Consider the following 23,388-nt stretch of genomic DNA (forward strand, 5'->3'; position numbering starts at 1 on the left):
TTGTTTTATTGCTACTCTTAGTATTGGTTTTTTTGTTCTGTTTTTAATTAGTGTATTTTTGCTTTGTCTGCCAGTTCTTTCATATCCCTGGCATTTTCAACCGCGGCATTTGTGATCTCTGCACCGCCAAGCAGCCTGGCAATCTCAAGCACAGATTCTTCCCGGTCTAACTTGGAGATCTGCGTGATCGTCTTGCCATCCTTTACCACTTTTTCAATTCTGTAATGACTGTCCGCCATTGCTGCAATCTGTGGCAGATGCGTAATACTGATCACCTGATGCGCTTTTGATATAACCGCAAGCTTTGCTGCCACACTTGATGCTGCTCTGCCGCTGATACCAACATCAATCTCATCAAATATCAGAGTATCAATGTTATCTTCCGATGCCATGCAGGATTTGATCGCAAGCATGATCCTCGAAAGCTCACCGCCGGATGCAACCTCATAAAGCGGACGTTCCTTTTCTCCGACATTTGTCGATACAACAAAGTAACAGTCGTCGATACCGGAAGTTCCCGGATGTGTCAGACGATCAAAATGCATATCGAACCGGATCTGATTAAAACTCAGATCCTCCAGTGCCTCTGATACCCGCTTACATAATTCTTTTGCCTGAATCTTTCGTTCTGCACTTAAAACTTCCGCCGCCTGATCCAGTTCTTTTTTTGCTGTTTTCACTTTCTGTTGCAATTCTTCCGCATATTCCTCATACTGCACAAGCTTTGCTTCATTCTGCTTCAGCTGCTCCAGATAAGCAAGTACATCATCTAGGGTTCTTCCATATTTTCCTTTTAAATTATTAATGGTATTCAGCCGGTCTTCAACCTCATGGAATTCAGACTCATCGAATTCCATACTCTGCATATAATCACTGACCGATACATTAAAATCATTTAACAGCGAATCAATATTTGTAAGCTCACTGAAGATGCTCTCTATCTCCTCATCCAGACCTTTTATCGCTTTTAAGCTTGCAAGCGCACGTCCGATCTCATTTCCGGCAGATGCGTTCCGGTTATACCCTGTGATCGAATAAACCTCAGAAACTGCTTCTACAATATCCTTGGCATTCACCATCTTACGGTACTGCTTCTCCAGTTCTTCATCTTCACCCGGAACCAGCCTGGCACCTTCGATCTCTCCTGCTTCAAACCGGATATATTCCAGTTTCCGTTTCCGCTCGCCTTCATCCATCTGTCCTTCTTCCAGTTCTTTTCGAAGATCTTCAAATGTTTTATAGCAGTCTTCATATTTCTGTTTTAATGAAGCAAGCGGTTTTTTTGCAAATTTATCCAGAATATTCAAATGCTCTGCCTTCTTCAACAGGATCTGCTGCTCATGCTGTGCATGCATATCCACAAGAAGTGCCGAAACATCTTTTAACTTTGCTGCTGTTACTGTCTGGTCATTAATAGTATTCATGGTTCTGCCATTTACTATTCGTCTGGTTATGATGATCTCTCCATCCTCTGACGGTGTAACCCCAAGCTCCTGCAGCTGCTTCACCAGTGATTCATCATCAATAAAAAATAATAACTGACAGAAACCTTCTTTTTCCGGATCTCTCAGCATATCTTTTGGAAGCTTGCCTCCCATACCAATCTTTAAAGCTCCCATAATAATAGACTTACCTGCACCGGTCTCACCGGTTAAGATATTCAGTCCATCTGTAAAATTGATATTTGCATCTTCAATCAATGCAATATTTTTTATGTGTACATTTAAAAGCATATGTCCTCCTGTGTATTCCATGCACAAAATAACAGAATTTACATCTTTTCAATCTGCGCCTTGATCGACATCGTCAGGTTCTTATCCTTCACAGCAAGGAAGATCGTATCATCTCCTGCGATACAGCCCATCAGCCCATCAATAGCCATATGATCCAGTGCGGCCGCTACAGCCATGGCAACACCGGAGATTGTCTTGATCACGATCAGGTTCTCTGCTGCATCTACAGAAATAATTCCTGTGCTCAGAACCTTCTTATAGGAATCCAGCGTCTCATAACGATTGTTCTTCTCAACGGCGTACTTCTGTCTGGCTCCCGGTACGGATACCTTGGTCAGATTCATTTCCCGAATATCTCTGGAAACAGTTGCCTGTGTTGCCTGAAATCCCTCTTCCTTCAGTTTCTCCAGAAGATCATCCTGTGTTTCAATATCATATTTTTCAACAAGCTCCAGTATCTTTGCCTGTCTTTGATATTTCATCTCAGTTTCCTCCTAATTTATTTCTAAGTATCTCATAAAAATTTACATTACTTGCTTTGATCAGTCTGGTTATCTTCTCCGCCTTGCGGATATCTACCCGGTCACCAACAGATAATTCCACATCATTACCACCATCAAAAGAACAGATCGCCTCTGTATCCTGTGTCTTACGCTTCTTGGTGATCTCTATCGTAATCTCCTCTTTACCGGATAATACGATACTCTTTGCAGTCAATGAATGTGGTGATACCGGCGTGATCACTAATAGCTCTGCATCCGGGCTGACGATTGGCCCTCCCGCTGACAGATTATAGCCGGTTGAGCCTGTCGGTGTCGATATCACAACACCATCTGCCTCATATGTATCAAGCACCTGTCCATCAACAGACACATTAAGTCCGATCAGTCTGGAAAATCCTGCCCGGCTGATCACGATATCATTTAAAGCACTCTTGCGATACGTTGTGCCATCCGCTTTCGTAACCGTACCTGTGACCATCATTCGTTCTTCAATCGTAAAATCATCCGTCAGCAGCCGATCCAGTATCTCTTCGATATTTGCAACTTCCCCTTCTGTCAGAAAGCCTACCGTACCCAGATTAATGCCAAATAACGGTATATCAATATCTTCCGTCTCACCTGCCATGCGCAAAAGCGTTCCATCACCACCAAGAACCAGTACACAGTCAAACTGCTCTTTCTTTAAAGCTTCCCAGTCCGAAGACTCCAGATGGAATACATCCCGCACCATACAGGCTGCCCCATGCGCTTCCAGATAACTCTGTATTCTGTTTGTAACTGTCGAATCGGTGTCCTTATCGGGATTCACCACGATCATAAAACGATTCATCGGATCTTTACTCCTCTTACAGGCATCTGTGTGATTCTTCCACCATAGCCTTTATATCAAATTCTTTATTTCCCTTCGTCTGATCCTTTGTTATGTACAAAAGATACTCGATATTTCCTTCCGGTCCCTTGATCGGTGAATAGCTTAAGTCAAGTGTTTTAAATCCGATCTGTCTTGCGAAGTCAACGATCATCTCAACCACTTCTACATGCACCTTCTGATCTCTGACAACGCCCTTCTTACCGACCTTTTCTCTGCCGGCTTCAAACTGCGGCTTGATCAGACACACGATCTCTCCATCGTCTGTCAGAAGCTCTTTTACCGGAGGAAGCACCTTTGTCAAAGAGATAAAGGATACATCAATCGATGCAAATGCAATCCTGTCTTCGATATCATCCGGTGTCACATAACGGATATTTGTTTTCTCCATACAGACAACCCGCTCATCGTTTCGAAGCTTCCATGCAAGCTGTCCATGTCCGACATCCACCGAATACACCTTGACTGCACCATTTTGCAGCATACAGTCCGTAAATCCACCGGTTGAAGATCCAACATCCATTGCCACTTTTCCTGCAAGACTTACTCCGAAGCAATCCATTGCCTTTTCAAGCTTTAAACCACCGCGGCTCACATATTTTAATGTGTTGCCTCTTACTTCTATCTGTGCTTTCTCATCAAATGTCGATCCTGCCTTGTCTTCCTTTATGTTATCTACATAGACAATGCCCGACATGATGATCGCCTTTGCTTTTTCTCTGGACTCTGCAAGTCCACGATTTACCATCATTACATCCAGTCGTTCTTTCATCTCTACTCCATTATGTCCCGAATCCGTCTGTATATGGATTCAGCATCTATCTTCAACATCTTTCTCAGTTCTTCTACACTTCCATGACGCACAAAGGTATCTTCGATTGCGATCGGAAGCACCTTCACATCACTTGCCTTTGATTCCAGATATTCCTCAACCAGAGCACCATAACCGCCATGCAGAATACCTTCCTCGATCGTTACGATCAGCTTATGTGTCTCTGCCAGATGGTCGATCATCTCTTTATCTAATGGCTTGATAAATCTTGCATTGACAAAGGTCACCTGTCTGCCTTCCTGCAGGAACCGGTTATATAATTTCTCGGTTTCTTCCACCATATTTCCAACCGCTACTAATGCGATCTCACTTCCCTCACGGAGGATCTCGCTCTTTCCGTATTCGACCGGCTCATTATAATCTTTCAAACCGTAATATGCCTGTCCTCTGGCGTATTTGATCGCAACCGGTCCGTCATAGGCTACTGCCCATTCCATCGCTCTGGTCAGCTCATAGCGATTCTTCGGAGCCATAATGATCAGATTCGGAATATGCGATAAAAATGCCGTATCAAAGATTCCCTGATGTGTCTCACCGTCTGCCCCGACCAGCCCTGACCGGTCGATTGCAAATATAACATGCAGATTCTGCATACAGACATCATGCAGGATCTGATCGTAAGCCCGCTGTAAGAAGGAAGAATATACCGCTACCACAGGGATCATGCCCTCCGCAGCAAGTCCTGCCGCAAATGTTACCGCATGTTCTTCTGCAATTCCCACATCAAAGGTTCGATCCGGGAATTCCTCTGCAAATTTATTGACTCCGGTTCCCTTGCTCATTGCAGCCGTGATCGCAACGATTCGATTATTTTCTGTTCCAAGTTCTATCAGTTTTCTCGCAAATACAGCAGTATAAGATAAACCTTTTTCTACATTTTTCACTTTTCCGGTTGCAACATCAAAAGAACTGATCCCATGGAAATAGCATGGATGCTTCTCCGCATATTTATACCCTTTTCCTTTGATCGTTTTCACATGAACCAGAATCGGTTTATTTAACTTAAATGCACGCCGGAAGGTTTCTTCCATCATGCGTATATTATGACCATCGATCGGTCCGATATAAGTAACACCCATTTCTTCAAAGAACATTCCGGGAACGAATATCTGCTTTAAAGAGTCCTTTGACCGCTTCAATCCTTTCGCAAGCTTCTCACCTGCTACCGGTATATGCATCAGCGCTTTCTCGATTCCGTTTTTCAGATCATTATATGGCTGACCGACACGAAGCTTACTCAGGTAGCTTGACATTCCACCTACATTGTGGTCAATCGACATCTCATTGTCATTCAGCACGACCAGGCATCCGGTCTTGACCTCTGCCATGTTATTTAGCGCTTCATAAACCATACCACCGGTGAAAGAACCGTCACCAACAACGGCTGCGATCTTCTCCTGTGTTCCTTTGATTCCTCTTGCACATGCCATACCAAGTGCTGCTGACATCGCAGTCGAACTGTGTCCTGTATTAAAAGCATCACAATCACTCTCACTGGTCTTGGGAAATCCGCTTAAACCGCCAAACTTCCGTAACGTTGTCATCTGATCTTTTCGTCCGGTCAGGATCTTATGCACATAGGACTGATGTCCTACATCCCATACCAGCTTATCAGCCGGGAAATCCATCGCACGGTGAAGTGCGATTGTAAGTTCCACGCACCCAAGGTTTGACGCCAAATGCCCACCCGTCTCGCTGACATTTGCAATCAGAAACTCTCGGATATCCTGTGCCAGCTCCGGCAGATCTTTCTCATCTATTTTCTTTATGTCATTTGGTTCTTGTATTCGATCCAGTATACTCATATCTTTCATCTCTGTTATTTCTTTCTGTTGACCAGTTCCAGAATCAATTCATCCAGAAATTCATTCTTATACGGAAGCTGATCCAGTCTTGTAACCGCACGCCTGGATATCTCCGCGACATCCTTCTTGGACTCCTCAAGTCCGTGGACCGTGACATAAGTTACTTTACCATTTTCTTCATCTGAGCAGACAGGTTTTCCAAGCACTGCGCTGTCACCCAAAATATCCAGAAGATCATCCTGGATTTGGAATGCCAGTCCGATATCCGATGCGATCATCTCAACCTGCTTCAATTCGTCTTCCGTTGCTCCGGCAAGAACTGCACCGATCATCATGGATGCTTCGATCAACGCACCGGTCTTATTCTCATACACAAAATGAAGCTGATCACCACTCATCTGCTTCCCTGTCATCTCTACATCTACAACCTGGCCACCGATCATTCCGTTTACACCTGCTTTTTTTGCAAGGATCGTGAATGCTCTGGCAACAGTCTGATCACCCGGTTCCAGCTCAAATGCCTTACAGGCTGTCTCAAATGCATAATTTAAAAGCGCATCACCAGCAAGGATCGCCATTGCCTCACCAAATACCACATGCGAAGTCTTTCTTCCTCTGCGGTATTCATCATTATCCAATGCCGGCAGATCATCATGGATCAGGGAATAGGTATGTATCATCTCGATTGCTGCCATAAACGGCTCTACAACTTTTCCTGTTCCGCCAAACAAGCGGTAGGTTTCCTGCATTAATAACGGACGTAGTCTCTTTCCGCCTGCCTGAAAGGAATAATTCATTGCCGTAAAGATAGTTTTCTGAAACCCTTCTTCTGCCGGTGCATATGTGTATATAATATCCTGTACTTCTTTTGTCCGAAGTTCTAATTTATTCTTTTCCACTGTTCTCTCCACTCAATACGATCATTTCTTTTTCTACATCACACAGATTGTCCTTACATGCCTGAACAAGCTGTACGCCCTCTGCATAGGCTGCCAGACTGTCCTTTAACGATGTCGCAGGATTCTCTAAGACAGCCGTGATCGCTTCTATTTTCTTCAGGGATTCCTCGATCGAGAAATCCTCCTTTTCCATCTTCTCTGCCATTTCTAATCTTCCTCTTTCACATCCGTTACTCTTGTCTCGATCAGACCATCATGAACACGGATGGTAATGTGGTCGTCTTTTTCTATCTCTTTTATCGTTGTTACCGGCGTTCCGGTCTTTTCGATATATCCAAATCCATTTATAAGCTTCGCCGATGGTGACAGACCATGCAGACGTTCTGCAAGAAGCATCACCCGATGTTCGTATCTGTCGTATTTGTTCTTCATAGCACGGTTTAAACGATCTGACAGATCATCCAGATAAATCTGCTGCTGTGCAAGCCTCTGCTTCGGATTCAGGATACGAAGATGCCTTTCTGCAGCCTGCAGCTTCTCCTGATATGCTGCAAGTCTCCGTTTCATCAGATAATCCATCTGTCTGCCCTGATTTATGACCTGATGGACTGTAGACATCACATCCGGTATTGCCTGCTCACAGGCGGCTGATGGTGTCGGTGCTCGAAGATCTGCCGCATAATCTGCGATCGTATTATCAATCTCATGACCTGTACCGGAAATGATCGGCGTCGTTGCATGGTAGATTGCCCATGCAACGACCTCCTCATTAAACGCCCAGAGGTCTTCGATCGAGCCGCCGCCACGACCGATAATGATCGTATCTACGCCCATGTTATCCAACACTTCGATTCCATGCGCGATATCTTCTGCTGCCCCATCTCCCTGTACCTTTGCCGGATACAGGATAAGCTGGACATATGGATTTCTTCTCTTTGCGATGTTTCTGATATCCTGGATCGCCGCACCTGTCTGTGCTGTCACGATGCCTACCCGCTTCGGATATGCCGGTATCGGCTTCTTGATATCGAATTCAAACAGTCCCTGTTCATACAGCTTCTGTTTCAACTGTTCATACCGCTCATAGAGATTTCCAATCCCATCCAGCTTGATCTCTTTTACATATAACTGATATCTGCCATCCCGTTCGTAGATATTCACACTTCCGTGGCAGACTACCTGCTGCCCGTTTTCCAGTTTGAAATCAAGACCGGAATATGCATAACTTTTAAACATAACAGCCATGATCGAACCGGTCTCATCCTTCAATGAAAAATAGATATGCCCGGAACTGTGATATTTGCAGTTAGAGACTTCTCCCTTCACATAAATATCACCAAGCAGATAATCACTGCTGATCAGATTCTTGATATATCCATTTACCTGTCCGACGGTATAGCTTTTCTTTGCCATATTCTCACCTAATCTGCAAGCTTTGCAAGAAGTGCATTAATGAAGCTCTTTGCTTCTACATCGCAGTATGTCTTTGCAAGCTCTACTGCTTCATTGATCGCTACCTTTACAGGAATATCTTCATCAAATTTGATCTCGTATACAGCCAGTCTTAAGATAGCAAGCTCTGCTTTTCCGATTCTGCCAAGCTTCCATCCCTGTGAAATACCACTGATCGTTTCATCGATCTCTGTAATATGGGCTACGACTGCCTCTACTCGATCTATAACATAGGCTTTTTCTTCCTCTGTCATGGCTACTGCATCCATCTTGTTATCGTCTTCATCATAAAGGCTGGCATGCTCCAGTTCGAGTTCTGCTTCTTCTCTGATCTCTGAAATGTCATTGAATTCCAGACTGAATAAAATTTTAAATACGGTTTCTCTTATCTCTCGTCTTGTCATATGTTCCTCTCTAGTTTGCGTCTGCCATGCGAACGCCGGCTACACGTATATTTACCTTGGTTACATTAAGACCTGTCATAGTCTCGATTGCCTGCTTTACTTTATCCTGAACTTGTGTTGTCACAGTTGGAATGCTGTACTCATATAATACGTCAATTGCCAGATCTACCTTTACTTCGCCCGGCAGTAATTCTACTTTCACGCCCTTTGCCGGATTCTTCTTGCCAAGACGGCTTGCGAGTTCATTTGATAGTGAGCCGGCAAGTCTTGATACACCGTCTACTTCAGTTGCTGCCAGACCTGCAATGATCGCGATTACCTCGCCTGCGATCTGTACATGACCGATGGAATTTTCTTCTTCTATATTTTCATACGTGCTTGTATTTTCTTCACTCATTCTGTATACCTCCAGACTTCCTATATTTGTACATATTGATTCAATATTATACCGCAATTATGAAAAACATTCAACACCCGGAATTGGCGGGGATAATTCAGAATTAGCCACTAGTTTTGTGAGGTATATGCAGGTATGTTGTGTCGGCTGGTGCTTGTATCCTATAACAACACACTTCTCTTCCTATGAACTGCACATGTCTTATCCGCACATACTCCTGTGCAAACTCGCCTGCGGCTCAAACATGCACCCGTATGTGCTGACAATGTGCACTTCATAACGGAAGCTTCGCTAATGTTGTTATAGGATACAAGCACCAGCCGACACAGCATACCTGCATATCCATTCACTTTTGTATAATAGCTAATTCTGAATTTACGCATATTCTTTGAACTATTTTTTTAGTGTTATACAAATCCATAGTTTCTATCATAGTATCTGCATTGTTAATGTTGTTTATTTATATTTTTATATAATATAAATAAAATATATACACATTGCCATATTTACAGCTTTGACAAAAATACAATTTTTCACATAAAAAAACGAATACCTACTATAATGTGATATGTGCATCAAATCATTATAACAGGTATCCGTCGCATAATTATAATCTTTTACGATTATTATTCTTTTGTTTTATTTTGCCACTACATGTGCCTTTACGGTTGTGGATCGTGTTTTATCTGTTACTGTTACGTTTAATGTAGCAGTATATTCTACACCATCTATAGTGGCGGTGCTTGTCCAGATATGGGTTCCGGCTGTAAGATATATTACGTTTCCATATATTGTTTTTCTCTCATTGGATCTCCATTTTGTAAAATTACGAATGTCGATTGCCGGATTGTCCGATCCGATCGTGATCTGATATACCGGAAGTACAATTTTCTGATATGGGGTAGATGCGGTTACCTTGCTGTCGCATACCCAGGTTCCTATATCTTGTGCCTCGCTTGCTACAAAGACATCATAGGTTCCGTCCGGAACAAAAATCTGAAATGATCCATCTGATTTCGGATCATTAAATTCTGACGCATCACACAACGTATCTTTTTCTTTTGCATATAAAGATATATAGTATGGTGCAGCCACATCCGCGACCGTTGATGTAATCTTGTGTCCGTCCAGATCATACACACAGCCCTTAAATGCTACACTATCCTTCACAATTATTGTAACTGATAAAATCGTTGTTATTGAAGCATCTTTGGTATCTGTTACTTTGGCTTTCAGTGTATAGGTGCCTGTTTTTTCTGTATCCAGAATGCAGTTAAGTCCAAATGCACTTTTGCTGTAACTTATTTCATTTGAACATTGAAGTATCTCATATTTCACACTTCCGTTTCCGCCATAAACTGAGGCATCCAGATCAACATGGCATGATTTCTTTGTTTCTCCTTTTTCCTGCCGCAGATAATCATATTGCACAATATCTGCTGCCATTAACCGGTTCTCATCGGCTATCTTCCATGTAATCGTATGATGAACCTTATTGCCGATCTCATCTTCTACCTCAATTTTCGTGGTATAAATTCCGCCTTTTGTAAAACTTCCTGAAAACTCCAGACAATCGGTTATACCATTAAACATATCATCGTCTTTTATTATCTTATATGTAATTCCCTGAGGAAGCTCTCCTGTTATCTTAAACGAACACAGCCCGACCAGTCCCGGTTCATAATATTTTTCATCGGAATAGTGATTGATACTATATCCAACACTTTTTATGATCTCGGACTTTGTCGTCTGCTCTCTTATGATTCCCTTATATGCAGCCTCTCCCTTATAATTCATTTTGGCAATCACAACCTGTACCATATCTCCTGTTACAAGCGCATCTAAAGTATCCAGTGTTATCTTATATGTTATCTTATCGGAGGTCTTAACCGAATCAATATTACATTCCTTCTTATAACTGCCAAAGGAGTACTTTCTTTTATAGATTTTAAAATCCGAACTGCTTAATTCCTTGGCACCTGTCAATTCTACCTGAACCTGCATCATTCCAATCGCCTTCACACTTTTTACAGTTACAGGTGCCGGAGCCGGCTTTACCTGGTTCTTTACTGTAATCTTGCAGGCTGCTTTCTTTCCGGAACCATCCTTTGCGGTTGCTGTAATCGTAACGGTTCCGGCTTTCTTTGCCGTTACAACGCCTTTGCCTGATACTGTTGCAACCTTTGTGTTGGATGACTTCCATACAACTGCCTTATTGCTGGCTTTCTTCGGTGTAATCGTTGCCTTTAAGGTCTGCTTCTTACCAACTGTCATAGTTGATTTTGTCTTATTCAGCTTTACTTTGGTAACCGGTGTACCGACGGTTACTGTGATCGTGCATTTTTTCTTTTTATTTGCCTTTGAGATCACATAAATCTTTGCTGTTCCCTTTTTCTTTGCTGTGATCTTACCCTTTGCATTTACTGTCACGATTTTTTTATTGCTTGTCTTATAAGTAACCTTCTTTGAAGCTTTTCCGGTTACGGTTACCTTTGATTTCAAGGTAAATGTTTTTCCTTTTTTCAGTGTCAACTGCTTTGCCGGAAGATTTGTTACAGCAATTGACTTCACCGTTCCTGCAGCAGCATAGCTCTCTCCCTGTGGAATAGTCAGGATAGACAGTACAACTGTTACAGCAAGCACCCATGCAAGGATCCGTTTGGCATAGCTCATATTATGTATTCGATTCATATCCTGTCCTCCTTACTGACGATCATACGCATTTACTGTCAGACTCTTGCCGTTCACAGTAAATCTGGCATAACTTTTACCATCTTCCGTCTTAATATAATAAGTACCATTTGGAAGATAGAGCGTATCTCCTGATTCATATCCATACGCATTTGCACCATTCACATCTACCCAATATCCAAATGATGTGGCTGTACTCTTTTCCGGATCCGGAACGATCGTTACCGGATAGACCGGAAGTGTCACATCAAAAGTCATCGGCTCATCACCGGAATTCACCGGACATTTCTGATTGTAAAATGTATACTTCGCTGTATGACTTGCATTATAAAAGGTAATATTATAATTTCCCGGAATAATGGTATAAGACATTGTACCATCTTGTATTGAACCACTGGTAGAATTCAATTTCTGTGATGGATCATCCGAATATCCATGTAAGGAATAATTTCCTCTTCGAATCGGATCACCATTTGCATCCCGGACAATCGCACTGATATGTGCTCCATCAATAATTGTATATGTAATTGTCGCAACCGTATATAGAGCAGGGTTATTCTTATCTGTTATCTTAACCTGAATCTGATATTCACCGGCATCTACATTTTCAAATGATACCCTCATATAGCCTGATGTACTGATTGTCGTCTGGAAAAGTTCATAATCACCCCCGGCTAATTCATATGTATACTGTCCACTTCCACCGTATACAGAATATGGCTTATGATAGACGCCATTCTCCCGTGAAAAATACTGACATGTCGTACTACGTGAATACAACTGATTTTCATCATAGATCATCCAGATAATGGTCGTCTGATATTTATTTCCCAGTTCATCTTCGCAGGTCAACAAGCTCTGAGTCTCACCTGCTTCTGTCGGTGATCCTGTAAACACAATACTTTCATCAATCATATCATTCAATATATAATAATCCATTCCTACAGGCAGCTTATCAATTGAATACGTCCTGTAACCGGTTCCATAAGTAAGATCATCATTGTAGCTTTCCAATGCTCCATTTACTTTGATCGCATAGTATCTGGTTTTCTGAATATTAACTGTCTTATCCCGATATATACACTCCTTATACACACCGCTGGTTTTGACTGCTACCTTGATATATGTATTTTTCTGAAACTCATCTTCATCGTTGATATGCAGTATATATGTGATATGATCACTAGTTTCTGCCTGAACTACTTGATACGGTTTCTTATAGGTACCATATGAATACTGCTTTGCAAAGATTTCAAAGTCTGCCTTTGTAAGTACAACCGCCTTGGAAAATGTGATTTCTATGCTCTCCACTCCAAGAACCTTCATACTTTTGATCGCATAGTCCGGAGCAGCCGGAGTTGGATCAGCCGGCTTTGCTGCAGATGCTTTCTTTACTGTTACCTTGCAGGTGGCTTTCTTACCGGAGCCGTCCTTTGCTGTTGCTGTAATCGTAGCTGTTCCTGCTTTCTTTGCCTTTACAACACCTTTGCTGGTTACAGTTGCAACCTTCTTATTGGATGACTTCCATACGACTGCCTTGCTGCTGGCTTTCTTTGGTGTAACCGTCGCCTTTAAGGTCTGCTTTTTGCCAATTGTCATCGTAGACTTGGTCTTGTTCAGCTTTACCTTGGTAACCGGTGTACCGACTGTCACTGTGACCGTGCATTTTTTCTTCTTATCTGCCTTTGAGATCACATAGATCTTAGCGGTTCCTTTTTTCTTCGCTGTGATCTTACCTTTTGCATTTACCGTCGCAATCTTTTTGTTGCTTGTCTTATATGTAACCTTCTTTGAAGCCTTTCTGGTTACTGTTACCTTTGATTTTAAGGTAAATGTCTTTCCTTTTTTAAGTGTCAGTTGTTTTGCGGGCAGATTTGTGACTGCTACAGATTTTACTTTTCCAGTCGCCGCACTTACTTCCGCATCCGGAACCGTAAATATGGACACTGCTACTGTTACTGCAATTACAACTGCCAGAATTCGTTTTAGCACTGACGTCTTTGCGTGTTTTTTCATAAACATAGCCTCTCTTTACTACCTTCTTCTCCCGATTTTATTTGCTCGGAATATTATATTACCCACAGGTTATCATAATTTCAGGTATGCCTGTGGGTAGTATTTTTTTATTTTGCCACCACGTGCGCGGTCACTGTTGCAGACCGTGTAGTATTCGTAACTGATATCTTGAGAGTTGCCTGATAGGTTACCCCATTTTTCTCTGCAGTACTGGTTAATGTATAATTACCAACCGGCAGATACAGATACTCACCTTTTCCTCTCAAAGTACCATCTGCTTCTTCCCATTCTCCAAAAGATGAAACACCTAATGCTGTATTATCCGATGCAACCGTGATCTGATATAACGGAAGCACAATCTGGTAATTATTGCTTGTTGATGCACTTACCGTATAATTTTCAAGATATTTTTCTACCCCTCCGGTTTTATTTACCACTCTTATGTCGTAATTGCCTTCCGGGACATCAAAATATACCGTTCCGGTACTACTATTGTACTTTCCGATCTCTTTTTTCAGATCAATGGAGTATGCCCGATCCGTCCACTTGGACTTGATATAACACCAAAAGGTATCTGAAACTGTATTCTTGATCTTATGACCATCCAGATCCACAAATGTTCCTTTCACACGAATTCCCTTTGTAATGACAAATGTCACTGTACAGTATGTAAAGATAGCAGAATCTTTCTTGTCTGTGATCTTTACTTTCATAGAATAAGTTCCCGCCTGCCTGGTATCTATCGTACCATAAGCATAAAATCCATCCGGTGTCAGTTCCATGCAGTCTGCCTTCGAAACAACTTCATATGTGTAAGTACTGCTTCCGCCTCGTGGTAAAATTTGTGCATCAGATTTGGATGTATACGCACCATCCGGTTTACCGGCGGCTGCATCCGGATTCTGTAAATAGCCATATTGTATAATGTCTTCTGCAACGATCGTCTGAGCATCCCATACCTTCCAGGTGATTGTATGATGTATCTTATTACCAAGTTCATCTACTACATCGATCTTTGTTGTATAGATCCCGCTCGCAGTAAATACGCCTGTAAATTCAAGATAATTTGAATTACTGCCTGTCTGTACCTCTTTATAAGAAACGCCCGGCGGCAGTTCTCCAACTGTAAAAACAGCAAGTCCTGATATATCCGGTTTATAATAGGTTATATCCTTCTTTGTGTTAAATCCGTCGCCCTTTGCAAATATCTTTACTTCGCTGGTCGTTATTGTACTGGCAGCTTTTCGATATACCGCTTCTTTACTGGTCTTCAATTTGGGAACAGATACCTGAATCATATTATTGTTAAAGAGCACATCCTGTCTGTTCAAATGAATACGATATGTGATCTGATCTGTTGTTGTCACACTGTCAAGTACACATTTTCTTACATATTTACCATATCCATTCACTTTACTGGAAACTGTAAAATCCGATGCCTTTAATGCCTGTTTGGCACTTAACACCACCTGAATATCTGCATTTCCAAGGATTGTCAGACTCTTGATCACGACCGACCCGGTTGGAGCCGGTGGTATAGGTGTAGGATCATTTGCCGGTTTTGCAGTTTTTTTCTTCTTTACTGTGATCTTGCAGGCTGCTTTCTTACCGGAGCCATCCTTAGCAGTTGCTGTGATCGTAACCGTTCCAGCTTTCTTTGCCTTTACAACACCTTTGCTCGTAACCGTTGCAACCTTTGTGTTGGATGACTTCCACACAACTGCCTTGCTGCTTGCTTTCTTCGGTGTGACCGTTGCCTTTAAGGTCTGCTTTTTCCCGACTGTCATTGTCGACTTGGTCTTGTTCAGCTTCACCTTGGTAACCGGTGTTCCGACCGTTACTGTGATCGTGCATTTTTTCTTCTTATCTGCCTTTGAGATCACATAGATCTTTGCTGTTCCTTTTTTCTTTGCTGTGATCTTACCTTTTGCATTCACTGCCACAACCTTTTTGTTGCTTGTCTTATAAGTAACCTTCTTTGAAATTTTTCCGGTTACTGTTACCTTTGGCTTTAAAGTAAATGTTTTCCCTTTTTTCAGTGTCAGCTGCTTTGCCGGAAGATTGGATACCGCTACCTTTGTTACCTTACCCCCTGCCGCATAACTTTCTGTCTGTGGAATGGTAAGAATGGATACTGCCACTGCAGCTGCGATCACCCATGCAAGTATTCTCCCTACCGTCGAATTCTTTCGTCTTTCTTTCATTTATACTCTTGTCTCCTTCCATGTTTCTCATGACTCATGTAACATCCATTCCCATATCTTATTCTTTTACATAAGCATATGCTGTTTTATTGCTGCCATTCACGGTTATATCCACATAAAAGACATATTTTGTGCCATTCACCGTACCGGTACAGCTCAGATGATAAGTTCCGTTTGGAAGGTATTGTGTTGTTCCTTCATTGTAATATTTCGATCCGGCTACATCGCGCCAGGTAGCGAATTTCGTAAATCCCTGTACTTCTTCCGGCGCATTTGGGTCCATCTCAATCTTGATCTTATAAACAGGAAGTGTGACATCAAACATCATCTTCAGATCCGTATCCGTCGATGTCTGCCCTTCCTTTCTTGGTAATGCTGTCAGATTATAAATGCTCTGACTTACAGACCCGCTTCGATCGGATATCGTGATATCATATGTGCCGCTTTCCAGACCTTCATCGTAAAACGTACCATCATATTTTTTGGTACTGAGATTATAGGTGCTATACCTTACTCCGCTTATCGTATTTGAATATTCCGCATATCTATTCTTATTAATTATTGAATAACGGTACTGCTCTATCGGATCTCCATTCGCATCTCTTACAATTCCCTTGATATAATAGGAATCTACAATTGTAAAAGTAAGTGTTCCCGTTCCTGTCTTTGTACCATCCTTCTGATCTATGACACGGATACGGATCTTATATACTCCTGATGCAATCCCTTTTGCATTGATATTGATCTTATCTAAATCATCTACAATCTTACAGTTATTCAGAATCGCACTGTCACTTTCTGCTCTTATGATCTCATATGTATAAGAACCGCTTCCTCCATATGCATACACCGGTGTAAATAAACTACTCCAATTAGTATTTAATGCCCCTTCTTCTTTATCACATACGATCAGATTGTCCGCGTCATATATGATCCAACGGATTGTCAAACGATATTTACTGCCAATCTCATCTTCGTAAACCAGAACGCTGTCATACACCCCAGCCTTTCTCGGTGATCCTGAAAATTCCATCACCCGTTTCGTTGCCTCTGTTGTGACCTCATATTGAATACCGGCAGGAAGCCCGCTGATCGAATAATTCGCATAACCTGTTCCCAGTCTTTGTCTTATATCTTTTACTGTAGCTCCTACTTTATATGATAATGTTACAGAATTTTCGACATTGTATGTATCTTCCATATACACACACTCTTTTGACAACTTTAACTTTGGTACCTCTACCTTGATATAAAGCCCTTTGCCAAATACCATATCTCCCGTGATATACACCTTGTAAGTAATGGAATCCGTTGTCGTTACCTGACTTACTGTATATTTCTTCAGATAATCTGCATTTTCATATCGTTTTGCCCATACATTAAAATCTGCTGCCGTAAGTGCTGTTGCCTTTGTAAAGGTAACCTCCATCATATCATCCTGTACGATTTTCACACTCTTGATACCAAGCGGCGTTACTGGAACTGGATTGTCCGGTTTCGCTGCAGACACTTTCTTTACTGTTACCTTGCAGGATGCCTTCTTACCGGAGCCGTCCTTTGCTGTTGCTGTAATCTTAACCGTTCCGGCTTTCTTTGCCTTTACGACACCCTTGCTGGTTACAGTTGCAACCTTCTTATTGGATGACTGCCATACGACTGCCTTGCTACTTGCTTTCTTCGGTGTAACCGTTGCCTTTAAGGTCTGCTTCTTGCCGACTGTCATTGTAGACTTGGTCTTATTCAGCTTCACTTTGGTAACCGGTGTTCCGACGGTTACTGTGATCGTGCATTTTTTCTTCTTATCTGCCTTTGAGATCACATAGATCTTAGCGGTTCCTTTTTTCTTCGCTGTGATCTTACCTTTTGCATTTACCGTCGCAATCTTTTTGTTGCTTGTCTTATATGTAACCTTCTTTGAAGCCTTTCTGGTTACTGTTACCTTTGATTTTAAGGTAAATGTTTTCCCTTTTTTGAGTGTCAGTTGTTTTGCCGGCAGGTTTGTAACCGCTACAGATTTTACTTTACCGGTTGCCGCACTTACTTCCACATCCGGAACCGTAAGTATGGAAACCGCTACTGCTGCTGCGATCACAATTGCCAGGATACGTTTTAGCATTGACATTTTCGTATGTTTTTTCATAAAATAGTCTCCCCTTTTATTTATTGAGCCACTACATGGGCGGTTACCATATTGGCCCGTGTAGTATTTGTAACTGATATCTTAAGAGTTGCCTGATAAGTCACACCATCTTTCTCCGCGGTACCGGTCAGTGTATAATTACCAACCGCCAGATAGAGGTATCCGCCTTTGCCCTGTACAACTCCATTCTCATCCTTCCACTCTCCCATCTGGCTAAGATCTGCAAAATCCGTATTATCCGATACGACAGTCTGCTGATATACAGGAAGAGCAAACGTAACTTCATTCGTAGCTGCAGCACTTACATAGTAATCACTTGCATAGACTCCTGTTCCGCCTCTTTCATCCTCAATCGAGATATCATAGACTCCTTCCGGTACATAGCTGTATATTGCCATTCCATCTTCAATCTCCCCGACCTCTCGTGCATAGCTGATCTCACTGTATGAATTATCCTTCCACTGGGATTTAAGTCTGCACAAATAAGTATCTATACCGGTATATTTGATCTTATTTCCATCCAGATCGGTAGCTGTAATCTGGAGCAGGACTCCCGGTTTTATAATAAAAGTCACTGTGCAGTATGTGAAAACTGCAGCATCTCTGCTGTCAGAGATCTTTATCTTCATGGTATATTCACCAGCCTGATCTGTATCAATCGAACAATACTGTACTCCGGTTGTTGACATCACCAAATCCAGACAATCTGCTTTTGACACAACTTCATATTTGTAACTGCCATTACCACCAATAGGACTTATCTGTGCTCCATACTTTACTGTATAAGTTCCATTTGGTTTGTTTGGAGCTGGAAAACTCAGGCATCCATATTTTGTAATATCCTGTGCTATGACTGCCCTTTCATCATATACTTTCCATACCTTGATATAATGAATCTTATTTCCAAATTCATCTACGACATCAACCTTTGTCTCCCAGATTCCTGTCTCTTTCAAGGTACCATAAAACTGCAGATAACCGGATTGGTCTGCGTCATCTACCACCTTATACGAAAGACCGGTTGGAAGATTGCTTACTGTATATACAGCATAGCCCTGTACATCCGGATCATAAACGCCTGAAGTATCTAAGGAACTGGTCCCTACCACTGTTCCTTTCTTACGTCGTACTTCCGATCTTATTGTTATCTCTGTCGGCTTTGTCCGATATGTCAGTTCTTTTGTACTGTTTAATGTCGGAACAGATACCTGAACAATATCTCCATTATAAAAAATATCCTGTTTGTCCAGATAAAGCTTATATGTAATGTTATTTGTTGTTTCCAGATGATCAATCACACACTTTCTTACAAAGTTCCCGTATCCATATACCTTACTGGATACTGCAAAATCCGATGTCTGTAATATTTTTGCCTTATTTAATGTCACCTGGATCACTGCTTTATTCACAATACTCACGTTCCGGATCACAACCGGTACTTCCGGAACAACCGGAGTCACCGCTGCTTTCTTTACAGTGATCTTACAGGCTGCTTTCTTACCGGAACCATCCTTTGCTGTCGCTGTGATCGTAACGGTTCCCGCTTTCTTTGCCTTTACGACACCTTTGCTGGTTACAGTTGCAACCTTGGTATTTGAACTTTTCCAAATGATTCCTTTATTGCTTGGTTTCTTCGGTGAAAGGGTTGTCTTTAAGGTCAGTGATTTACCGACATTTAAGTTTGCCTTTGTCTTATTTAACTTCACCTTGGTAACCGGGGTACCAACTGTCACCTTGATCTTACAGGTCTTTTTCTTATCTGCTTTGGAGTAAACGGTGATCGTAGCGGTTCCCTTCTTCTTTGCCGTGATCTTACCCTTTGCATTTACAGTTGCAACTTTCTTGTTACTCGATTTATATGCGACCTTTTTGGAAATCTTTCCTGTCGCTGTTACCTTTGTCTTTAAGGTAAAGGATTTTCCTTTTTTTAAGGTTAACTGCTTTGCCGGCAGATTCGTAACCGCTATGGTTTTGATCTTACCACCGGCTGCATAGCTCTCTGTCTGTGGGACAGTCAGAATGGATACTGCAACTGCGATCGCTATCACCCATGCCAGAAATCTTTTCACAGACAAATTATATCGTCTTTCTTTCATCTATACTCTCCTTCTGTAGATTCCCTAATCTATTCTCATACGAACCTTATTCTTTGACATATGCATATGCGGTCGTATTACTTCCGTTCACCGTCACATCCAGATAAAAATTATAAATTTCACCACTTATACTCTTTCGACAGGTTAAATGATGAGTTCCATTTTCCAGATAAACGGTTTTGGTCGATCCATAATAACTTCCATCCGAAACATCCTGCCAATTGCCAAAACCGGTTATATTTTTCACTGCATCTGGCACATCCGGGTCCAGCTCTATAGTAACCTTATATACCGGGAGTGTGACATCAAATGACCAGACCGGATGCACATCATCTGTTCCATATGCCGCTTTCTGAGTCTTCAGATTATAAACAGTAGTACCTACTGTTCCACTATAACTGGATACCGCAACATCATAAGTACCGGCTTCCAGATCATCCATTAAAATGACTCCATCCTTACTAACACCATTCCATCTGCCGCTTACCTCATCCGTATACTCGGCATATTCATTTTGGTTCTTCATAGTGAATTGAAAACTGGTCAGTGGATCGCCATTTGCATCTTTTACTTTACCCTGTAAATAACCGCCTTCTATAATTTTTAGTGTAAGAGTTCCTGTGCTTGTCATAGAAGTGTCTGTCTTATCTGTTGCACGGATACGAAGCTTGTAGGTTCCGGTTGACAGTTTTGGGGATGATACCTGTATCCCGGCTCCACCATTGATGAGTGAAGAAACTGCTAATGCAGCACTGTCACTTTCTTCTCGTAAAATCTCATATGTATAATCGCTCGTATCAGTACCGTTTCCGCCATATACCTTAAGCTGTGGAAGCGTAGTTCCCCATGCAGTTGTCAGAACCTTTTCCGCATCCTTTACAAGCAGTTCCGTTCCATCATAAACCAGCCAGATGATAGTCATACTGAATTTGTTACCAAGTTCATCTTCATAGACTAATTTACTTGTATATTTCCCTTGCTTTGTCACGTTACCGTTAAATTTAAGTGTACATGTGGCAGCAGCTGTCTTGATCTGATATTTAACCCCTGCCGGCAGTCCGCTGACAGAGCAATTGGAATAGCCCTTTCCAAGTGTCTGACTCTTATCAACAGAATCTCCAAGTTTGTATACATATGTTTCTGATTTTTCTATCGTATAAGTTTCATCCCGATAGATACATTCTCTTGACAGATTTAATTTTGGAACTACTACTTTTATATAGGAGTTTTTCTGTAACACCGAATCTCCTGTAAGCTTAATCTTATAAGTAAGCGAATCCGTTGTTGTTATCTGTCCGATCGTATACTGTTTCAGATAGTCTGCACTTTCATATTTCTTTGCCCATACCTGAAAGTCCGAAGCCGTGAGTGCTGCCTGCTTTGTTAATGTAATGGTTAACAGATCCGGCTGTGCTATATTCAGGCTCTTAACGATCAGTGGTTCTTCCGGTGTCGGGATTGGTATGATCGAAGCTGCTTTCTTCACTGTAATCTTACAGGTGGCTTTCTTACCGGATCCGTCCTTTGCTGTTGCCGTAATCGTGACGGTTCCTTCCTTCTTTGCCTTTACAACACCTTTGCTGGTTACAGTTGCAACCTTCTTATTGGATGACTTCCATACGACTGCCTTGCTGCTGGCTTTCTTTGGTGTAACCGTCGCCTTTAAGGTCTGCTTTTTGCCAATTGTCATCGTAGACTTGGTCTTGTTCAGCTTTACCTTGGTAACCGGTGTACCGACTGTCACTGTGACCGTGCATTTTTTCTTCTTATCTGCCTTTGAGATCACATAGATCTTAGCGGTTCCTTTTTTCTTCGCTGTGATCTTACCTTTTGCATTTACCGTCGCAATCTTTTTGTTGCTTGTCTTATATGTAACCTTCTTTGAAGCCTTTCTGGTTACTGTTACCTTTGATTTTAAGGTAAATGTCTTTCCTTTTTTAAGTGTCAGTTGTTTTGCGGGCAGGTTTGTAACTGCCACCGTTTTTACCTTGCCACCGGCTGCATACGCTTCCTGTACCGGCACTGTCAGGATCGAGACAGCTACCGCAAATGCCAGCGTCACGGCAAAAATCCTTTTTATCATTGTTGTTCTTCCGTTTTTCATTCATACCTCCCTGTAAAAAAACTTGTTTTTCATGTTATTCTGCATCTTTTTCTGCTATATAGACATATAGTTTCATTATATCTGACGCCCTACATAAAAACAAGGTAACACATTCTATTTATACAAAATATCCAGTTGTTTTTGTGCAGTTTTACACCAAACGAACAGCACTGCAACAAACACCGGAGCCACATTGTAAATGACCTGCTGGGCTTTATAACATAAAAAAATGATGCCCTTTATAATATGACATTTGCGAGCATTTCGACTGAAAAAGCACATTGTCAGTAAATACGAGTGCCTGTTTGAGCCGAAGGCGAGTTGGCACAGGAGTATTTACGAATAGGCCATTTACTTCGAATCGAAAGCGCTGCTAGTCATTTACAATGGAGTATCCGGTTCTTGTTTATAGTGCCGTCCGCTGTGCTTTGAGTCGAAAGCGCAGCAAGTCATTTATAGAGGGCATCATATTTATGTCATAATTCTAGCAGGTGTATTCCTACTTATCTTCGGCAACTGTTATTACAAGCTGGGATACGTCGTAGCCGGTTTTTCTGGTTACGATGTCCTCCACCTGTGCGCGTTCGGTGTCGGACAGGGTGGCAACAGGGAGGGTGACATCGACTGTATCATCATTTACGGTTACAATGCAATCGGTATAGCCTTTTGCTGTCAGGACAGTTTCTGCATCCGTCTCCTTCTCGATCGTATCGGTAAGTTTTACATAGCTGCTTACTGCTTCATCTTTTGCTGCACTGTCCATAGTTTCATCGTTGATGATCGCAAGCAGTGCTTCCTTACTTTTTGCCCGGTTCTGTTCCCGGTTCAGCTTTGCGGTTGCGAGATTCGTTCTCATTGCCTGCGCACTGGTAAGGACTGCTTCTCCGATGTCTTCTTCATCACTGTTTAACTCCACATTTTCCTCTAAAGCTGCCTGTTCCAGATATGTAGGATCGATATTCTCCGATGCAGCTTCTCCGCCTGCTTCTGTATTATCCGCAGCTCCCATCGTTTCTTTATCTGCCTGATCTGTAAGCTCTTTTTCTGAAGTGTCGGAAGCGTCAGCTTTCTCACTGTCATAGCTGATAACTTCGGCATCCGCATTTGTCTCCTTTGCCTTTTGCCGCAACAGGTCGTCTCTTTTCCCTGCATTGAAATTCAGATAGCCTGCAACTCCGATCATAACCGACAGGGCAAGTATCACCAGACGGTTTTTCTTAAAGATCTTTTTCTTCATCCATATC

At 42.0% G+C, this 23,388-nt stretch carries 17 protein-coding genes; all 17 read right to left on the minus strand.

The features are described from left to right. Positions 1 to 47: 47 nt before the first annotated feature. Entirely contained in the window at positions 48 to 1,733 is a 1,686-nt protein-coding gene (gene recN, locus DXB77_RS07815) for a DNA repair protein RecN (protein WP_226801087.1), read from the minus strand. 38 nt (positions 1,734 to 1,771) lie between these two features. Next, entirely contained in the window at positions 1,772 to 2,215 is a 444-nt protein-coding gene (gene argR, locus DXB77_RS07820) for an arginine repressor (protein ID WP_021944752.1), read from the minus strand. 1 nt (position 2,216) lies between these two features. Beyond that, positions 2,217 to 3,065 (minus strand): NAD(+)/NADH kinase, encoded by an 849-nt coding sequence (locus DXB77_RS07825; protein WP_226801086.1) that lies wholly within the window; start codon positions 3,063 to 3,065, stop codon positions 2,217 to 2,219. Between the two features lie 16 nt (positions 3,066 to 3,081). Beyond that, positions 3,082 to 3,876, minus strand: coding sequence for a TlyA family RNA methyltransferase (locus tag DXB77_RS07830; RefSeq protein WP_118662966.1), 795 nt, complete (start codon positions 3,874 to 3,876; stop codon positions 3,082 to 3,084). A 2-nt stretch (positions 3,877 to 3,878) separates the two neighbouring features. After that, positions 3,879 to 5,750 carry a 1-deoxy-D-xylulose-5-phosphate synthase gene (gene dxs, locus DXB77_RS07835; protein WP_118662967.1) on the minus strand — a complete coding sequence of 624 codons (1,872 nt, stop codon included), beginning with the start codon at positions 5,748 to 5,750 and terminating at the stop codon, positions 3,879 to 3,881. A gap of 5 nt (positions 5,751 to 5,755) precedes the next feature. Beyond that, positions 5,756 to 6,640: a polyprenyl synthetase family protein gene (locus tag DXB77_RS07840; RefSeq protein ID WP_242997365.1), complete on the minus strand. Its 885-nt coding sequence runs from the start codon at positions 6,638 to 6,640 to the stop codon at positions 5,756 to 5,758. Beyond that, positions 6,627 to 6,845, minus strand: coding sequence for an exodeoxyribonuclease VII small subunit (gene xseB / locus DXB77_RS07845; protein ID WP_117823484.1), 219 nt, complete (start codon positions 6,843 to 6,845; stop codon positions 6,627 to 6,629). The genes DXB77_RS07840 and xseB overlap by 14 nt, the downstream gene beginning before the upstream one ends. 2 nt (positions 6,846 to 6,847) lie before the next feature. Continuing rightward, positions 6,848 to 8,053, minus strand: a complete 1,206-nt coding sequence (gene xseA, locus DXB77_RS07850; protein WP_021944758.1) for an exodeoxyribonuclease VII large subunit — start codon at positions 8,051 to 8,053, stop codon at positions 6,848 to 6,850. Positions 8,054 to 8,061: 8 nt separating this feature from the next. Further along, positions 8,062 to 8,496, minus strand: coding sequence for a transcription antitermination factor NusB (gene nusB / locus DXB77_RS07855; protein ID WP_021944759.1), 435 nt, complete (start codon positions 8,494 to 8,496; stop codon positions 8,062 to 8,064). Positions 8,497 to 8,506: 10 nt separating this feature from the next. Further along, positions 8,507 to 8,893, minus strand: a complete 387-nt coding sequence (locus DXB77_RS07860; RefSeq protein ID WP_008401476.1) for an Asp23/Gls24 family envelope stress response protein — start codon at positions 8,891 to 8,893, stop codon at positions 8,507 to 8,509. Positions 8,894 to 9,532: 639 nt separating this feature from the next. Beyond that, complete coding sequence (locus tag DXB77_RS07870; RefSeq protein WP_118662968.1) at positions 9,533 to 11,584, minus strand: Ig-like domain-containing protein; 2,052 nt, start codon at positions 11,582 to 11,584, stop codon at positions 9,533 to 9,535. A gap of 12 nt (positions 11,585 to 11,596) precedes the next feature. Beyond that, positions 11,597 to 13,600, minus strand: a complete 2,004-nt coding sequence (locus DXB77_RS07875; RefSeq protein WP_182439450.1) for an Ig-like domain-containing protein — start codon at positions 13,598 to 13,600, stop codon at positions 11,597 to 11,599. 107 nt (positions 13,601 to 13,707) lie between these two features. Continuing rightward, positions 13,708 to 15,804 (minus strand): Ig-like domain-containing protein, encoded by a 2,097-nt coding sequence (locus DXB77_RS07880; protein ID WP_118662970.1) that lies wholly within the window; start codon positions 15,802 to 15,804, stop codon positions 13,708 to 13,710. Between the two features lie 58 nt (positions 15,805 to 15,862). After that, positions 15,863 to 17,944 (minus strand): Ig-like domain-containing protein, encoded by a 2,082-nt coding sequence (locus DXB77_RS07885; protein ID WP_118662971.1) that lies wholly within the window; start codon positions 17,942 to 17,944, stop codon positions 15,863 to 15,865. A gap of 20 nt (positions 17,945 to 17,964) precedes the next feature. Further along, entirely contained in the window at positions 17,965 to 20,040 is a 2,076-nt protein-coding gene (locus DXB77_RS07890) for an Ig-like domain-containing protein (protein WP_118483871.1), read from the minus strand. Positions 20,041 to 20,086: 46 nt separating this feature from the next. Then, a complete protein-coding gene (locus tag DXB77_RS07895) occupies positions 20,087 to 22,144 on the minus strand; it encodes an Ig-like domain-containing protein (protein ID WP_118662972.1) in 2,058 nt (685 codons plus the stop codon). 499 nt (positions 22,145 to 22,643) lie between these two features. Beyond that, complete coding sequence (locus tag DXB77_RS07900; RefSeq protein ID WP_117808433.1) at positions 22,644 to 23,381, minus strand: SpoIIIAH-like family protein; 738 nt, start codon at positions 23,379 to 23,381, stop codon at positions 22,644 to 22,646. Positions 23,382 to 23,388: the final 7 nt, after the last annotated feature.

Source organism: Clostridium sp. OM05-9 (assembly GCF_003481465.1).
In the GTDB taxonomy this organism is placed as follows: domain Bacteria; phylum Bacillota; class Clostridia; order Lachnospirales; family Lachnospiraceae; genus Coprococcus; species Coprococcus ammoniilyticus.

Bases quoted from the DNA above. Each gene is read 5' to 3' on its own strand.
- xseB (WP_117823484.1), bottom strand. From the start codon at position 6,845: ATGGCAGAGAAGATGGAAAAGGAGGATTTCTCGATCGAGGAATCCCTG.
- nusB (WP_021944759.1), bottom strand. From the start codon at position 8,496: ATGACAAGACGAGAGATAAGAGAAACCGTATTTAAAATTTTATTCAGT.
- DXB77_RS07825 (WP_226801086.1), bottom strand. From the start codon at position 3,065: ATGAATCGTTTTATGATCGTGGTGAATCCCGATAAGGACACCGATTCG.
- recN (WP_226801087.1), bottom strand. From the start codon at position 1,733: ATGCTTTTAAATGTACACATAAAAAATATTGCATTGATTGAAGATGCA.
- DXB77_RS07885 (WP_118662971.1), bottom strand. From the start codon at position 17,944: ATGAAAAAACATACGAAAATGTCAATGCTAAAACGTATCCTGGCAATT.
- DXB77_RS07880 (WP_118662970.1), bottom strand. From the start codon at position 15,804: ATGAAAGAAAGACGAAAGAATTCGACGGTAGGGAGAATACTTGCATGG.
- DXB77_RS07890 (WP_118483871.1), bottom strand. From the start codon at position 20,040: ATGAAAGAAAGACGATATAATTTGTCTGTGAAAAGATTTCTGGCATGG.
- DXB77_RS07860 (WP_008401476.1), bottom strand. From the start codon at position 8,893: ATGAGTGAAGAAAATACAAGCACGTATGAAAATATAGAAGAAGAAAAT.
- DXB77_RS07870 (WP_118662968.1), bottom strand. From the start codon at position 11,584: ATGAATCGAATACATAATATGAGCTATGCCAAACGGATCCTTGCATGG.
- xseA (WP_021944758.1), bottom strand. From the start codon at position 8,053: ATGGCAAAGAAAAGCTATACCGTCGGACAGGTAAATGGATATATCAAG.
- argR (WP_021944752.1), bottom strand. From the start codon at position 2,215: ATGAAATATCAAAGACAGGCAAAGATACTGGAGCTTGTTGAAAAATAT.
- DXB77_RS07895 (WP_118662972.1), bottom strand. From the start codon at position 22,144: ATGAAAAACGGAAGAACAACAATGATAAAAAGGATTTTTGCCGTGACG.
- DXB77_RS07875 (WP_182439450.1), bottom strand. From the start codon at position 13,600: ATGAAAAAACACGCAAAGACGTCAGTGCTAAAACGAATTCTGGCAGTT.
- DXB77_RS07900 (WP_117808433.1), bottom strand. From the start codon at position 23,381: ATGAAGAAAAAGATCTTTAAGAAAAACCGTCTGGTGATACTTGCCCTG.
- dxs (WP_118662967.1), bottom strand. From the start codon at position 5,750: ATGAAAGATATGAGTATACTGGATCGAATACAAGAACCAAATGACATA.
- DXB77_RS07830 (WP_118662966.1), bottom strand. From the start codon at position 3,876: ATGAAAGAACGACTGGATGTAATGATGGTAAATCGTGGACTTGCAGAG.